This is a genomic window from Chitinophaga sp. CCNWYY40 (assembly GCF_037483205.1).
Lineage (GTDB): Bacteria > Bacteroidota > Bacteroidia > Chitinophagales > Chitinophagaceae > Chitinophaga > Chitinophaga ginsengisegetis.
Genome location: NZ_JBBHLF010000006.1, coordinates 548,226 through 561,556, shown reverse-complemented (window position 1 = coordinate 561,556; position 13,331 = coordinate 548,226). Strand labels below are relative to the sequence as shown.

Sequence of the window (13,331 nt, the reverse complement as noted above, 5' to 3'; positions counted from 1 at the left end):
TTGTAATTTTACAGGTTATGGGAGAAAGAAATTTATATACGCCGTTTGAGTTGTTACAGGCAGATATGTCGGATTGGGATCCGCAGCCGAAGGTGTATTTCTTTTTTGAGATCATCCATATCCGCGAAGGTAGCGGGTTCCGGACGGTAAATAATAACCGGTTCCCTTATCATAAAGGCAGCCTGTTTTTATTTACGCCGCGCGACTGCCGCGGGTTTGAAGAAGAAACGCCTACAAAATTTGTATCGATCCGCTTTTCTGAAATGTTCGTGGGCATGTCTCATTCGGCGCCCGAAAAGGCGCGGCTGGGCGAGTGGCTCCGGCAACTGGAGTACCTGTTCTTTTACCACAACCGGCAGGAACAGTTATTGATCAGCCAGGAGAACGATTGTGACATGATCATGGCGCTCATCTGCAATATGATGGATGAATATGAGAAGAAGCCACCCTATTACCAGCAAAACCTGCAGCACTATGTAAGTTTGCTGTTGAATATAGTAGCGCGGAATGTGGCGGAGGATATAAATGTAGATGGAACAGACAACGCCGCTCCGTTGATCAGCCGGATGATCGGGTATATCCGGCAATATATTTATTGCCCCGATATGCTGAAGCAGGAGCACCTGGCGAAACAATTCAATCTTTCCCCGCATTATATCGGGGAGTTTTTCAAGAAGCAAACGAATGAGAGCCTGCAGCAATTCATTATTCATCACAAACTCAACCTGGTGCAGCTCAGGGTGAGCTACAGCGACCTCACCATTTCGGAAATCGCTGATGAGCTGGGGTTTACAGACGAAAGTCATATGAGCCGGCTCTTTAAAAAATATTATGGCCTTACCCCGGCCGCTTACCGGAAGGAGCAGGTTCAGGCCAAAAAAGAGGGGGCTGAAAAAAATATTCATCGAAATATTTCGATATTTCAAAAATAGTCTTACTTTTGCTTTATGGATTTAGCAGTTATAGAAAAAGCAGCAAATGCCATCGCCGACAAACATCGATTATCTATTATAATGGAGGTTGTTAAGAAGGGAAAGCTGGTTTGTGGTGATGTGTGCGGGTTTACGTGTTTGTCGCAGCCTACGGTGTCGCATCACGTAAAGATCCTGGTAGATAGTGGCGTACTGCATTCTGTGAAAAATGGGAGATCTCTGGAGCTGACGCTCAATAAGGAGATGATGAAACAGTTGTCTATGTTCTTTTTACAATTAAGTTAGGTACAAAAAGGGGCTGAGGTGCTACCGGGCGGGTAACCAACAGCTTTTTTTATACTTATATATATTGATACTTTTAAATTAATGGATTGATAGAGAAAGATTTTCTCTTTTTTTTAGATATGACACATTGATAAACTTAAATAAATCAATAGAATGGACCAGTTACAGAATAAAACAGCTGTCATCACGGGCGGTAACAGCGGTATAGGATATGCAACAGCAGCAGATTTTTTGGCGAAAGGAGCAAAGGTATTGATTACAGGACGCAAGCCGGAAGCCGTACAGCAGGCTGTGGCAGCGTTAGGAGGAGAGGTGGATAGTTTTATCGCAGACCAGGGAAAAATAAATGACTCACAGAAACTGGCGGAGTATGTGCGTGACCGTTATGGCAAAATAGACATCCTGTTTGTGAATGCGGGAGTAGCAGCGTTTGCATCATTTGCTGATGTAACAGAAGCTTCCTTTGATACGGTAATGGACATTAACCTGAAGGGCGCCTTCTTCACCGTGCAGCATCTGCTGCCGCTGATCAACGACGGTGGTACCATCATTTTATTGTCTTCCGTAAATGCACTCGCAGGTATGCCGGGAGCAGTAGTATACAGCGCCAGCAAAGCAGGACTCAACTCGCTGGGACGCACCTTATCAAGGGAGCTGGCCTCCAGGAAAATCCGGGTAAATATTGTAAACCCCGGACCGGTAGCCACACCTATCCTTGAAAAGGCAGGTATTCCAAAAGAAGCGATCAGTGAAGAACAATTGGCCAAAGCATTACCGATAGGCAGAATAGGACAACCGGAAGAAATTGCCAAACTGGTTTCCTTCCTCGCTTCAGACGACGCATCCTTTATCACAGGTGCAGAGTACAACATCGACGGAGGTATCAGTGTTCATCCATTAATCGGTTAATCTCAAACAAGCATCATTCATGTCATCTCTGAAAGACAAAATAGTTGTTATCACAGGCGGTAACAGTGGAATTGGATACACAACAGCAAAGGCATTTTTAGCAAAAGGAGCAAAGGTTTTGATAACAGGTCGTCAGCCTGGTGCGGTACAAAAGGCCGTACACGCACTGGGCCACCCTGCAGAAGGTTTTAAAGCAGATCAGTCAGACATGAATGATATACGGCGCCTGTATGAATACCTGCAGGGCCGTTTCGGGAAAATAGATTCCTTATTTGTAAATGCTGGCGTGGCGAAATTAGCGCCGTTTGAAACGGTAACAGAGGCGCAATACGATGAATTAATGAACATTAACTTCAAAGGTGCTTATTTCACCATCCAGCAATTACTTCCCCTCATCAGCGATGGCGGTTCTATCACGCTGCTGTCGGCCCTGAACGCATATTCAGGAACACCCAATGCCACAGTACTATCTGCCAGTAAAGCAGCGCTGAACTCATTGGGCAGAACATTATCGAGGGAACTGGCGGAAAGGAAAATACGGGTAAACATAGTGAACCCCGGTATTATCAGCACGCCACTACTGGAGAAAGCAGGATTACCGGATGAAGCCAGAACACACCTGAGCAATATTACGCCCCTGGGCAGGTTAGGACAACCGGAAGATATTGCCAGCCTGGTCACTTTCCTGGCATCCGATGATGCTTCGTTTATTACAGGTGCAGAATATAATGTAGACGGCGGCCTTATGGTGCACCCGTTGATCGCTTAATAAATGATCCTGGCGTTGCAGTGTGCAGCATTGTGCAAATGCTGCACCGGCAGCAGGGACTTTAAAAAATTCTTTGTTGATTTACAGTTAACGGTTGTTTAGGATGTTTGCAAACCCCATTGGTTGCCTGCCGGATGCCGCTTGCTATACGGGTATCTGGCAGCAACTTTAAAAATTTTAAGTTGTAGGTTTAACAGCGGCCGGAATAATCTTATTCCGGTCTTCGCTTTTTTAGCTCATCTTCCGGATCAGTTTCCCCAGCGTTTTCAGCCCGTCATCCACCTGCTTGCTCCATACCGGACCAAAACTGATACGTAAACAGTTGTTGTATTTATTCTGTAAAGAAAAGATCCTTCCGGGGCAGAAGCTGATCTTATGTTTCAGCGCCTGCTGGAACAGTTCAAACGTATTGATGGATTCGTCGAGTTCCACCCAAAGCACACAACCTCCCTGCGGCCGTGATATCCTGGTATTCTCCGGGAAATATTCGCTGATGGCCTGTGAATACCGTAAACTCTGGGTGTGCAGCACCTTCCGCAAATTGCGCAGGTGAAATTCGTACCGGCCTATTTCCAGGAAATGCCCTACCGCCGCCTGCGGCAGCGATGCACAGGCAATAGAGTGGTTCTGTTTCATCAGCAGCACCTTTTCCTTATATTTTCCCGGTAACGTCCAGCCAACGCGGTAGCCGGGCGCCAGTGATTTGGAAAAGGAATTACATAACAACACATGACCGTATTTATCAAACGTTTTGCAATTGGCAGGACGTTGTTTCGTAAAATACAGATCGCCGTAAATATCATCTTCTATCAACGCTATGTCATACTTCACCATCATGTCTACCAGCGCCTTTTTATTTTTATCCGGCATACAGGAACCCAACGGGTTGTTGTAGTTGGTAACAAATAAACAGGCTTTGATTTTATGACGCGGAATGGCTTTGTCGAGGTAATCGAGATCAATGCCGGAAACCGGATGCGTAGGCACTTCCAGCACTTTTAAGCCAAGACTTTCCGCCAGCTGCATAGAGCCATAATACGCGGGGCTTTCAATGGCAATGGTATCGCCGGGACGTGTTACGGCCGACAGGCACAACGTCAGCGCATCCATGCAACCACTCGTAGTAATAATATCATCTTCCGTATAGGCGCCGCCCCAGGCAAGCGACATCCGGGCTATTTGTCCACGCAGCAGCTTGTTGCCCTGTAACTCCTCATAGCCGATGCCGTTGTTGGGCAGGTCACGCAGCGCATGCACCACGGCCTTCGCCATTTTAGCGGCAGGCATCAGTCCCGGCGGAGGCGTAGCCACAGAGAAGTTCAGGATGTTCGGGTTCCTCATATGACTGAACACTTCCATCACCATATCGCTCACCGTGGCTTCACTGGCTTTCTTTACCGGCGCACAGGTACCCGGCATGGCAGGCATACGCCTGGAATTAAAGCGGATGTAATAACCGGATTTGGGTCTGGACTCAATCAGTCCTTTTGATTCCAGGTGATAATACGCCTGGAAGGCAGTGGTTAAACTGATCCCTTGTTGCTTGCTGAGCATGCGCACAGACGGCAGTTTCTCCCCGATTTTCATCACGTCTTTTTCTATCAGCTGTTCAATATTATCAGCTACCTGCAGGTACAGGTGATCGGCGGTTTTTATCATGGCATTGCTAATCTGATCTGGTCAAAAATACAAAAATAGCATCTGTTTTATTTTAATTTTTTCGGGAGAGAGGAATGCGGTAGTTCATCCGCCGGCCACCCGTGCTTATCGCAGTTGTTTCCCTATCAGCCTGCCCAGCGTTTGAATGGCCCAGTCCTGGTCGTCGCTCCAGGGATTGGCATTGGTAAGCCGGATGCAGTTCTGGTAGTGGTCCTGGCTGGAGAACAGTGCGCCGGGCGTAAACGTGATCCCTTGCTCCACCGCTTCTTCATGCAGCTTCCAGGTGTTTATTTTTGGCGAAAGTACTACCCATAAACTGATGCCGCCGTTGGGGCGCGTCAGTTGTGTATCTTCCGGGAAATACTCCTGTATCGCTTTCGTGATCTGCATAGTTTGCATACTCAGCGATTGCCGCAGCGATTTCAGGTGCAGGTCCAGCCGCTGCTGATCGAGGAATTTACTCAGCACTAATTGCGGCAACATCCCGGTGGCGCCGGAGGCCATGAATTTCAACTGCGCAATTTTTTCCTTGTAACGACCGCCAATCACCCAACCCGTGCGCAGCCCCGCGGCAATAGACTTTGAGAAAGACGAACAGTAAAGTACCAGTCCTTCTTCGTCATATGATTTCACCGTTCTGGGCCTTTCCGGTGCGAAATGCAGATCGCCGTATACGTCATCTTCTATCAGCGGCACCTGGTATTTTTTCAGCAGCTTCGCCAGTTGTTCCTTGCTGTTGTCGGGGATGCAACAGCCCATCGGGTTGTTGTAGTTGCTTACAAAAAGACAAGCCTGTACTTTCTTTTGCTTAAAAGCGTCTTCCAGTTTATCCAGGCTCACGCCGATTACCGGGTCGGTGGGGATTTCCAGCGCTTTCATGCCCAGGCTCTCAATGGCCATCAGCAGCCCAAAAAAAGTAGGTGACTCAATGGCAATGGTATCGCCGGCTTTGGCTACCGCGCGGAGGCAAAGACCTGCAGCCTCAATAGCGCCGTGGGTAACAATAATATCCTGTGGCGATACCGCCCGGCACCAGTTAAGACAATGCCTGGCAATGTGTTTCCGGAAAGGTTCATGGCCGTAAATATCACCGTAAGGGATATACGAAGTATCCAGTTCACGCGCTACCAGCTGCAGCGCTTTCTTCAGCTTCACATCCGGTAGCAGCGCCACATCCGGCGATGCGCCTATCAGTGAAATGGTTTTATGTGATCCGCTGGTTTTCCGGAACATGGCCAGCTTTTCATTGATCTGTACTTTTAGTGGAGTAGGCAAAGGGTTTGTTACCGGCGGCAGATCGGGGCGTAATTTTTTTGAATAGTGTACAAAGTATCCTGATTTTTCCCGGGAGGCCACCCAGCCTTTTTTTTCCAGGTGGGTGTATACCTGCAAAGCCGTGCTGATGCTGATGCCGTGTTCCTGGTGCAGGGATCGCACAGAGGGCAGCTTGTCGCCCACCGCATACACGCCCTCACTGATCATATGCTGGATCTTCTCCGCCAGCTGAAGATAGATAAACCCATTATTCTTTTTCATCTTCCCAAAGTTAATCTGTTATGGTTTAATATCGATAATTCTGTATCTGTTTTGGTGGTGTTTTTTGCCGTTATTTTGTAATCCTAAACCCACAATCATGACTGCTGTTAAACGAATTGCACAAACGCTGGTACAACTTTGCAGAGCGTGGAAATTTCCGGAGGCACAGGCCACGCTGTTCCATGAAGATGCGGTAAACCTGGAGCCGGACGGCCGCACCACTACCGGGTTAACAGCCATCATGGCAAAGGAGCAGGCATTCCTCGACAGCATCTCGGAAAGACACCTGCTGGAGATCTCAGAGCCCGTTGTGGCCGACGATTATTTCGCGGTGCAGCTGCTGATGGATGTAACGGTCAACGGCATCGGCCGCCGGACGAGAAATGAACTTTGCATCTATAAAGTACGCGACGGTAAAATTATCAGTGAACAGTTTTTCTACTAATCATCTTAAAAAAATATAATTATGGAAGCAAGAATGGACATCTACAAACTCCTGCCCGGCGCATATAAAGCCATGATGGGATTGCAGGCTTTTGTTAACGAATGCGGCCTTGATAAAACCCTCACAGAACTTATAAAGATCCGCGCCTCACAGATCAATGGCTGCGCTTTCTGCCTGAATATGCACACCAAAGAAGCCCGCCAGATGGGAGAAACGGAGCAACGCATCTACGGACTGCCGGCCTGGGAAGAGGCGCCTTATTATACCGACAAAGAGCGTGCGGCCCTCGCACTTACAGAAGCCGTTACGCTGGTAAGCGCTACCCGGGTGCCGGATGAGGTGTACAAAGCCGCACAGGCCGTTTTTACGCAACAGGAAATAGCAATTATCACAATGGCCATTGTCGCCATTAATTCATGGAACCGCATTGCGATTACATCAAGAACATTGCCGCAGGGATAATATCATAAGGGTGTCTCCGGCTGAATGATTAGTTGGAGACGCCTTCCGGAATATATATTATCTTCCCCGCAGGTAATTTTATATCGGATATGTTTAATAAGATAGCGCCTGATAAATGGAAGCATTTTTTCGCAGGCATCCTCATGGGGGCGGTACTCGAAGTGGTTTCAGCATTAACGTTTCCTGGCCGGCCGTTACTGGCGGCCCTTGTGGCCCTGGCAGTGGTCATCGTTATCAGTTATGGCTTTGAGTTGTTTTCATTAATCACCGGCAAAGGACACCACGATGTAATGGACGCCGTGGCCAGTATTATCGGCGGTATTACCGGCATGTTACCGGGAGCGCTGGTATACCAATGGATATTTGCTTAACCGGGCAAATCCGCAAGAAACCGTAAATCAAAAATCCCCGCTTTCCGTATTTTCGCAACATGGCTTTGCAGAAAATAAAGATCCCCATCAACGACCCGGCGCATTTCTCCTTTGAAGAATGCCTGCGTTTCCTCGGGAGATCGGATAAAGAATGTTTGCATTATATACACCATGGAAAAGTGCGGCGCATGCTGTTGTCGGAAGGTGAACCGGTGGTAGTGGAAATTGCGCCCGGCTCAAAAAACAACTTCCTGGAAGTAACCGTCCTGGCGCCCGCCGGGGAGGCGGTGGCAGAAGCGCCCATTATCAGGTATATCACGCATTGGTGGCACCTGGACGCTAATCTGCAACCATTTTATCAGTATACGCAAACAGACCCGCTCTTAAAAGGACTGGCAGAAAAATATAACGGTCTTCGCCTGATAGGTATGCCTGATCTTTTTGAGGCCATCACCTGGCCCGTGATAGGCCAGCAAATAAACCTCGCCTTCGCCTATACATTGCGGCAGCGGTTTATCCGGCAGTTTGGGTATCACGTAGTGGTAGACAACACCGATTTTTATTTATACCCCCATCCAAAGGTGATAGCCGCATTAACACCGGATCAGCTTACACCGATGCAGTTTTCCCGCAGTAAAGCATTGTACCTCGTGGAAACCGCCCGGCAAATGGCCAGTGGTGCGCTCAGCGAGGCTACGCTGGATACCATGAGCTATGAAGCCGCGCGTGAAAGCCTGGTTGCCATGAAAGGAATTGGTAACTGGTCGGCCAACTATGCACTGATGAAGTACCGCCGTTTTCCGCAATCCGTTTTACTGGAAGATGTTGGTTTGCAGAATGCAATAAAAAATAGATTAAATTTGGAAGCGAAGCCTTCTATGCCAGCATTGCAGGAGTATACAAAGCCGTGGAAGGAGCATGCAGCATACGCCACTTTTTATTTGTGGAGGTCACTATTACCCCAATAGATTAAATTTATGGAAGACGGATTGTATCATCTACGTATAGACACCCCCGTTGGACCGCTGCTGATCAGTGGTACAGCACATTTTATAAACGCTGTTTCTTTTACAGATAAACCCGCAGTGGATTTCCCCCAGGCGCCTGCACTACTGCTGGATTGCGCGCAGCAGCTGTATGAATATTTTGCGGGCGACCGCAAAACTTTTGACCTGCCCATTTCCCAGGAAGGAACGGAGTTTCAACAAACGGTGTGGCAACAACTAACTGTTATTCCATTCGGACAAACCATTTCTTACCAGCAACTCGCCCGCCGGATCCATAATCCCAAAAGCATCCGCGCAGTAGGCACTACCAATGGTAAAAATAAACTGGCCATCATTGTGCCCTGTCATCGCGTAATTGGCAGCAATGGCACGCTCACCGGCTATGCCGGTGGTCTCTGGCGTAAACGCTGGCTCCTGGAACATGAACGCACAGATTTATTTACCGGTTTGTTCTGAAAAATCTGATCTGGTCAATATTTCAAAAACTGAATCTGTTTTCAGATAATAAATTATCTCAATTTTGTTCCTGCATTACCACCCGAAAATTCTCATCAACAACGAGTAATCATGGAATTGAAATTGCAGGAAGACCTGAAACATACAGATCAGTTATTACAGTTAACCAAGGATTTCAGCAGCAGGTTTTTATCAGCAATAGATAAACTGGCAGCCGATAAAAAGGTGCAGATCAATAGCCGTGTATCCATTCCCGGTACCGGGATAGGAGGTGCAGCTACATTGGAAGCATTCCGGCAACAATATGGCAACAGCATTACCGCCGCCGCAGGGCCGCGCTACTGGGGCTTTGTAACCGGCGGCGTTACACCTGCCGCCCTGATGGGCGACTGGCTCGCATCTGCAATGGACCTCAATTCTTCTGATAAAAGTTCAGCCGCATATTATGTTGAAACGGAAACCATTGCTTTACTGAAAGAATTATTCGGACTGCCGGAAGCATTTTTAGGATGCTTTGTTTCCGGCGCTACCATGTCCAACTTCACCGGCCTGGCTACCGGCCGGCAATGGGTGGGATTGCAGCATGGAGTGGACATTGCAGCCGATGGTGTTGCCGCACTGCCAGGACTGAAAGTAGTATCTGCCGTGCCGCATTCCAGCATCGGTAAAGCCATTTCAATGATGGGAATAGGCCGCAATAACCTGGTGCGTGTTCCGGTATTGCCCGGTCGTGAAAGTGTGGACATCGCCGCGTTGAAAGAATACCTCGAAGCGAACAAAGGAACGCCCATTATTTATGTGGCCAATGCCGGCACCGTGAACACCGTTGATTTTGATGACATTGCCGCACTGGTGCAACTGAAAAAGGAATATGGTTTCTGGCTGCATGTAGATGCCGCTTTCGGCGGATTCGCCGCCTGCAGCGATCAGTGGAAACACCTGCTGAACGGATGGGAACAGGTTGATAGTATCACCATCGATGCACATAAATGGCTGAATGTGCCTTATGATGCCGCGATGATCTTTTGCAGGCACCCGGAGTTACAATCGGCCGTATTCCAGAATGCAGGCGCCGCTTATTTAGGCGACCCGGCAACGCAATTTAATTTCATAAATTATATACCCGAAAACTCGCGCCGCCAACGCGCTTTGCCGGCATGGTTTTCTTTGATGGCATACGGCAAAGAAGGATATCGCTGGCTCGTTGAAAATAATATTTCACTGGCCAAACAACTGGGCAGCCTGCTGGACACAGACCCGAATTTTGTGGTGCTATCACCGGTAAGGCTCTGCGTGGTTTGCTTCACGCTGGAAGTGGCGCCGGAAGCAGCGGCAGAAGCCGTACAGGAATACCTGGATGCACTGAACGACAGCGGCGTGGTATGTATGACTGCTACCACTTATGCCGGCCGGCCGGCCATCCGCGCGGCATTGGTAAACTGGCGCACCAGCGGGAAAGATGTTTTGTTGGCCTACGATACCATGAAGGTACTGGCAGAAAAAATAGTGAATAAATATACTTATGCGTAAATCAAATACAAATGCTTACATCGCGCTTGCCATTGTAAGTATTTTTTGGGGAACCACTTACCTGGCATCCAGTGTGGGCGTAAGACACATGCACGGAGTGATGCTGGCAGGCATAAGACAGGCAGCAGCCGGATTTCTGATCACCGGATTTTTTTTACTGAAGGGATATAAGTTACCGGAGAAAATAGTGTTGTCGAAATTATTTGTCATTGGTACACTCATGCTATGTGGTGGCAACGGTTTGCTTACCTGGGCGCTGAGATATATTCCCAGCGGACTGGGAGCGATCATTGCAGCTACCATTCCCATCTGGATCACCATCACCAGCTATTTCCTGGTACAACGTACCCGGCTTAGTTTACAGCTGATCATTGGTATGATCCTGGGCTTTGGCGGCGTGGCAGGTATCTTTTATAATTATTTATCAAGTCTCATGAACCCGGATTTCCAGTTCGGAATCATCATCGGTTTTATCTCCTGTATATTCTGGGCACTGGGTTCTGTACTTACGGCGAAGTGGTCGCTGGGTGTGAATTACCTGTATGGCGCAGGATTCCAGATGTTTTTCAGCGGCATCATCATGTTGCTGGTAGCTACTTTATTCCTGGGACAGCATGTGGAAGTGCAGAGTTTTACTACTGAATTATGGGAAAGCCTGTTGTACCTGGTGTTGGTAGGTTCGGTGTTTTCATATTCCGCTTATGTGTTTGCGTTGAATAATCTTCCGCCTGCACAGGTATCCATTTATGCTTACATCAACCCGGTGGTGGCGGTATTGCTGGGATGGCTCATCCTGCACGAGAACCTCACCTGGTTAACCGGTGTATGTTCACTGGTCACCATCGGTGGCGTATACCTGGTGAACAGTGCGGTGAACAAAAGTAAGAAAAGCCTTGCAGCGGCTGCAAAATAGTAATAGCTATAATTTTTTAAGGTAGAAGTTAATAGACAGATGCTCACCCCGGTGTTTACCGGACGAGCATCTTTTCTTTTGTTATGGAAATGAATTAAATTGAGATGGATTCTTAAATCTGTTATCTTATGGACGTTATTCAGGCAACGGAGTTACATACGAATGAGGTGGCGGTATTGTTTGATGCCTACCGCGGCTACTATGATCAGGCGCCCGATTTTAAAGGGGCACTGGGTTTTATTACAGAAAGGATTGCGAAACAAGACAGTGTAATATTTGTGGTGATGCTGAATGCCGAAATTATTGGTTTCACACAACTCTATCCCATCTTCACTTCCCTGGGAATGAAAAGAGGCTGGTTGCTGAACGACCTGTATGTATTGGAAGAACACCGCGGTATGGGCGCCGGCAAAGCCCTGCTGGATAAAGCAACGGAATATGGTAAGTCTACCCATGCTGCCTGGTTGATGTTGCAAACCTACATTGCCAACACCGGGGCACAGAAACTCTACGAAAAAGAAGGGTTCATAAAAGATACGAACTCCTACTACTATTATAAGTCACTTTAAAAAACAGGGCGCGAAGGAAACTTTCCGCGCGCTGCTTCGTAAAATACGATGGACACAACAAAGAATCCCTGGACCATTCACTCCCGGGAAATGCGATATGACAATAACTGGATCAGTATATGGCATCACGAGGGATTAAATCCTGCCGGTGGCGCCGGTATTTACGGCGTGGTACATTTTAAAAACCTCGCGGTGGGAGTAGTGGCGCTGGACGATGATATGAATATTTACCTCGTAGGGCAATACCGTTTCCCGTTAAAGCAGTTTTGCTGGGAAATCCCTGAGGGCGGTGCTCTGCTGGGAAAAGAAACTGCGCTGGATACCGCCAAAAGGGAATTACTGGAAGAAACCGGCCTGGTGGCATCCCATTGGGAAGTAATTACGCGCATGGCGCTGTCCAATTCTGTTTCTGATGAAGAAGGCGTGGTGTTCCTGGCGAGGGGACTGGAGCAACGGGAGGCTGAACCCGAAGAAACCGAGCAGCTGATCGTTAAAAAAGTGCCTTTTGAAGAAGCCTACCGGATGGTAAATGACTTTGAGATCACGGATTCCTTATCGGTAGCGGCCATACAAAAAGTAAAGCTAATGGGCTATGAAGGCTTATTAAACAAATAAACCCGTTACCTTTGCAGCAAATGGAAAGGAAATTTAACGCTTTCAAAGGTGAAAGAAGAGACGGGCAACGAGGCCCGAAAAAATATGCAACGCAGCGGCCAAAGCAATCTACCATGATTATTGGCCGTCAGCCGTTATTGGAAGCCCTGAGCACCGGGAAGTCGATTGAGCGCATCTTCATGCTGCGCACCGCTACCGGCGACATCATTCCGCAAATAAGGGAGCTGGCCCAAACCAACAATATCCCCATCAACTATGTTCCGGTGGAGAAGCTCAACGGGCTTACCCAGGCCAATCACCAGGGAGTGGTAGCCATTGCCGGCAACGTAACCTACCTGGATCTGCAGGATGTGATTTCGCATGTTACAGAAAAGGGCGAAACCCCGCTGTTCCTCATACTGGATGGTATTACAGATGTACGTAATATAGGCGCAATTGCCCGCAGTGCCGTGTGTTGCGGCGCACAGGCCATCATTATTCCTGATAAAGGCATTGCCGCACTGAATGAAGAGGCCGTGAAATCGTCTGCCGGTGCATTGGAAAGTATCGCGGTTTGCCGGGTCAACAGCCTGAACAAAGCCATTGATACCCTGCATCTCAACGGTATCAAGGTAATGGCGAGTGAAATGGAAACGGAAATAAAGTTGTACGATTGCGATCTCCGGGAGCCGGTGGCGGTGATCATGGGTTCGGAAGACAAAGGCGTGTACCCCGCGCTGATAAAGGCTTCTGATGTGTTATTCCGTATTCCGATGGCTGGCAACTTCGAATCCTTCAACGTATCTGTGGCGGCCGGCATCATTTTATATGAAGCGCTGAAACAAAGAACGGTAAATATTTAAGCGGACCCGCGGGAACCCGCAAAGAAAATGG

At 48.2% G+C, this 13,331-nt stretch carries 16 protein-coding genes; 14 read left to right on the top strand and 2 right to left on the bottom strand.

Annotated elements, in window-relative coordinates:
• The first annotated feature begins 17 nt into the window (after positions 1 to 17).
• From V7S65_RS25150 to V7S65_RS25135, 4 genes are all read left to right on the top strand, one after another.
• A complete protein-coding gene (locus V7S65_RS25150; protein WP_336388213.1) occupies positions 18 to 932 on the top strand; it encodes an AraC family transcriptional regulator in 915 nt (304 codons plus the stop codon).
• Between the two features lie 15 nt (positions 933 to 947).
• Positions 948 to 1,217 carry an ArsR/SmtB family transcription factor gene (locus V7S65_RS25145; RefSeq protein WP_079473476.1) on the top strand — a complete coding sequence of 90 codons (270 nt, stop codon included), beginning with the start codon at positions 948 to 950 and terminating at the stop codon, positions 1,215 to 1,217.
• A 153-nt stretch (positions 1,218 to 1,370) separates the two neighbouring features.
• Positions 1,371 to 2,126, top strand: a complete 756-nt coding sequence (locus V7S65_RS25140) for a glucose 1-dehydrogenase (protein WP_336388212.1) — start codon at positions 1,371 to 1,373, stop codon at positions 2,124 to 2,126.
• Positions 2,127 to 2,145: 19 nt separating this feature from the next.
• The gene (locus tag V7S65_RS25135; protein ID WP_079473478.1) at positions 2,146 to 2,895 is read left to right on the top strand and encodes a glucose 1-dehydrogenase; all 750 of its coding nucleotides are present in this window, start codon (positions 2,146 to 2,148) and stop codon (positions 2,893 to 2,895) included.
• Positions 2,896 to 3,126: 231 nt separating this feature from the next.
• On the opposite strand, the gene V7S65_RS25130 is transcribed toward V7S65_RS25135, so the two are convergent.
• On the bottom strand, positions 3,127 to 4,554 hold the full coding sequence (locus V7S65_RS25130; protein WP_336388211.1) for an aminotransferase-like domain-containing protein: 1,428 nt from the start codon (positions 4,552 to 4,554) through the stop codon (positions 3,127 to 3,129).
• Positions 4,555 to 4,659: 105 nt separating this feature from the next.
• Entirely contained in the window at positions 4,660 to 6,090 is a 1,431-nt protein-coding gene (locus tag V7S65_RS25125; RefSeq protein ID WP_336388210.1) for an aminotransferase-like domain-containing protein, read from the bottom strand.
• A gap of 97 nt (positions 6,091 to 6,187) precedes the next feature.
• On the opposite strand from V7S65_RS25125, the gene V7S65_RS25120 reads away from it, so the two are divergent.
• The 10 genes from V7S65_RS25120 to rlmB all read left to right on the top strand — a co-directional run bounded on the left by V7S65_RS25120 (position 6,188) and on the right by rlmB (position 13,300).
• Positions 6,188 to 6,535, top strand: coding sequence for a nuclear transport factor 2 family protein (locus V7S65_RS25120; protein ID WP_111579114.1), 348 nt, complete (start codon positions 6,188 to 6,190; stop codon positions 6,533 to 6,535).
• A gap of 21 nt (positions 6,536 to 6,556) precedes the next feature.
• Positions 6,557 to 6,997, top strand: coding sequence for a carboxymuconolactone decarboxylase family protein (locus tag V7S65_RS25115; RefSeq protein WP_079473482.1), 441 nt, complete (start codon positions 6,557 to 6,559; stop codon positions 6,995 to 6,997).
• An 89-nt stretch (positions 6,998 to 7,086) separates the two neighbouring features.
• On the top strand, positions 7,087 to 7,368 hold the full coding sequence (locus V7S65_RS25110; RefSeq protein ID WP_336388209.1) for a hypothetical protein: 282 nt from the start codon (positions 7,087 to 7,089) through the stop codon (positions 7,366 to 7,368).
• A gap of 59 nt (positions 7,369 to 7,427) precedes the next feature.
• Complete coding sequence (locus V7S65_RS25105; protein WP_336388208.1) at positions 7,428 to 8,336, top strand: DNA-3-methyladenine glycosylase family protein; 909 nt, start codon at positions 7,428 to 7,430, stop codon at positions 8,334 to 8,336.
• A 9-nt stretch (positions 8,337 to 8,345) separates the two neighbouring features.
• Positions 8,346 to 8,831, top strand: coding sequence for a methylated-DNA--[protein]-cysteine S-methyltransferase (locus V7S65_RS25100; protein ID WP_111579117.1), 486 nt, complete (start codon positions 8,346 to 8,348; stop codon positions 8,829 to 8,831).
• 111 nt (positions 8,832 to 8,942) lie between these two features.
• A complete protein-coding gene (locus tag V7S65_RS25095; protein ID WP_336388207.1) occupies positions 8,943 to 10,361 on the top strand; it encodes a pyridoxal phosphate-dependent decarboxylase family protein in 1,419 nt (472 codons plus the stop codon).
• A complete protein-coding gene (locus tag V7S65_RS25090; RefSeq protein ID WP_336388206.1) occupies positions 10,354 to 11,274 on the top strand; it encodes an EamA family transporter in 921 nt (306 codons plus the stop codon). The genes V7S65_RS25095 and V7S65_RS25090 overlap by 8 nt, the downstream gene beginning before the upstream one ends.
• A gap of 128 nt (positions 11,275 to 11,402) precedes the next feature.
• Entirely contained in the window at positions 11,403 to 11,843 is a 441-nt protein-coding gene (locus tag V7S65_RS25085) for a GNAT family N-acetyltransferase (protein ID WP_336388205.1), read from the top strand.
• 48 nt (positions 11,844 to 11,891) lie between these two features.
• A complete protein-coding gene (locus V7S65_RS25080) occupies positions 11,892 to 12,458 on the top strand; it encodes an NUDIX hydrolase (RefSeq protein WP_336388204.1) in 567 nt (188 codons plus the stop codon).
• A gap of 20 nt (positions 12,459 to 12,478) precedes the next feature.
• The gene (gene rlmB / locus V7S65_RS25075; protein ID WP_227024617.1) at positions 12,479 to 13,300 is read left to right on the top strand and encodes a 23S rRNA (guanosine(2251)-2'-O)-methyltransferase RlmB; all 822 of its coding nucleotides are present in this window, start codon (positions 12,479 to 12,481) and stop codon (positions 13,298 to 13,300) included.
• Positions 13,301 to 13,331: the final 31 nt, after the last annotated feature.

What these genes read in the sequence shown, in the direction of transcription:
- V7S65_RS25150 (WP_336388213.1), top strand. Translation starts at nt 18, where the DNA reads ATGGGAGAAAGAAATTTATATACGCCGTTTGAGTTGTTACAGGCAGAT.
- V7S65_RS25145 (WP_079473476.1), top strand. Translation starts at nt 948, where the DNA reads ATGGATTTAGCAGTTATAGAAAAAGCAGCAAATGCCATCGCCGACAAA.
- V7S65_RS25140 (WP_336388212.1), top strand. Translation starts at nt 1,371, where the DNA reads ATGGACCAGTTACAGAATAAAACAGCTGTCATCACGGGCGGTAACAGC.
- V7S65_RS25135 (WP_079473478.1), top strand. Translation starts at nt 2,146, where the DNA reads ATGTCATCTCTGAAAGACAAAATAGTTGTTATCACAGGCGGTAACAGT.
- V7S65_RS25130 (WP_336388211.1), bottom strand. Translation starts at nt 4,554, where the DNA reads ATGATAAAAACCGCCGATCACCTGTACCTGCAGGTAGCTGATAATATT.
- V7S65_RS25125 (WP_336388210.1), bottom strand. Translation starts at nt 6,090, where the DNA reads ATGAAAAAGAATAATGGGTTTATCTATCTTCAGCTGGCGGAGAAGATC.
- V7S65_RS25120 (WP_111579114.1), top strand. Translation starts at nt 6,188, where the DNA reads ATGACTGCTGTTAAACGAATTGCACAAACGCTGGTACAACTTTGCAGA.
- V7S65_RS25115 (WP_079473482.1), top strand. Translation starts at nt 6,557, where the DNA reads ATGGAAGCAAGAATGGACATCTACAAACTCCTGCCCGGCGCATATAAA.
- V7S65_RS25110 (WP_336388209.1), top strand. Translation starts at nt 7,087, where the DNA reads ATGTTTAATAAGATAGCGCCTGATAAATGGAAGCATTTTTTCGCAGGC.
- V7S65_RS25105 (WP_336388208.1), top strand. Translation starts at nt 7,428, where the DNA reads ATGGCTTTGCAGAAAATAAAGATCCCCATCAACGACCCGGCGCATTTC.
- V7S65_RS25100 (WP_111579117.1), top strand. Translation starts at nt 8,346, where the DNA reads ATGGAAGACGGATTGTATCATCTACGTATAGACACCCCCGTTGGACCG.
- V7S65_RS25095 (WP_336388207.1), top strand. Translation starts at nt 8,943, where the DNA reads ATGGAATTGAAATTGCAGGAAGACCTGAAACATACAGATCAGTTATTA.
- V7S65_RS25090 (WP_336388206.1), top strand. Translation starts at nt 10,354, where the DNA reads ATGCGTAAATCAAATACAAATGCTTACATCGCGCTTGCCATTGTAAGT.
- V7S65_RS25085 (WP_336388205.1), top strand. Translation starts at nt 11,403, where the DNA reads ATGGACGTTATTCAGGCAACGGAGTTACATACGAATGAGGTGGCGGTA.
- V7S65_RS25080 (WP_336388204.1), top strand. Translation starts at nt 11,892, where the DNA reads ATGGACACAACAAAGAATCCCTGGACCATTCACTCCCGGGAAATGCGA.
- rlmB (WP_227024617.1), top strand. Translation starts at nt 12,479, where the DNA reads ATGGAAAGGAAATTTAACGCTTTCAAAGGTGAAAGAAGAGACGGGCAA.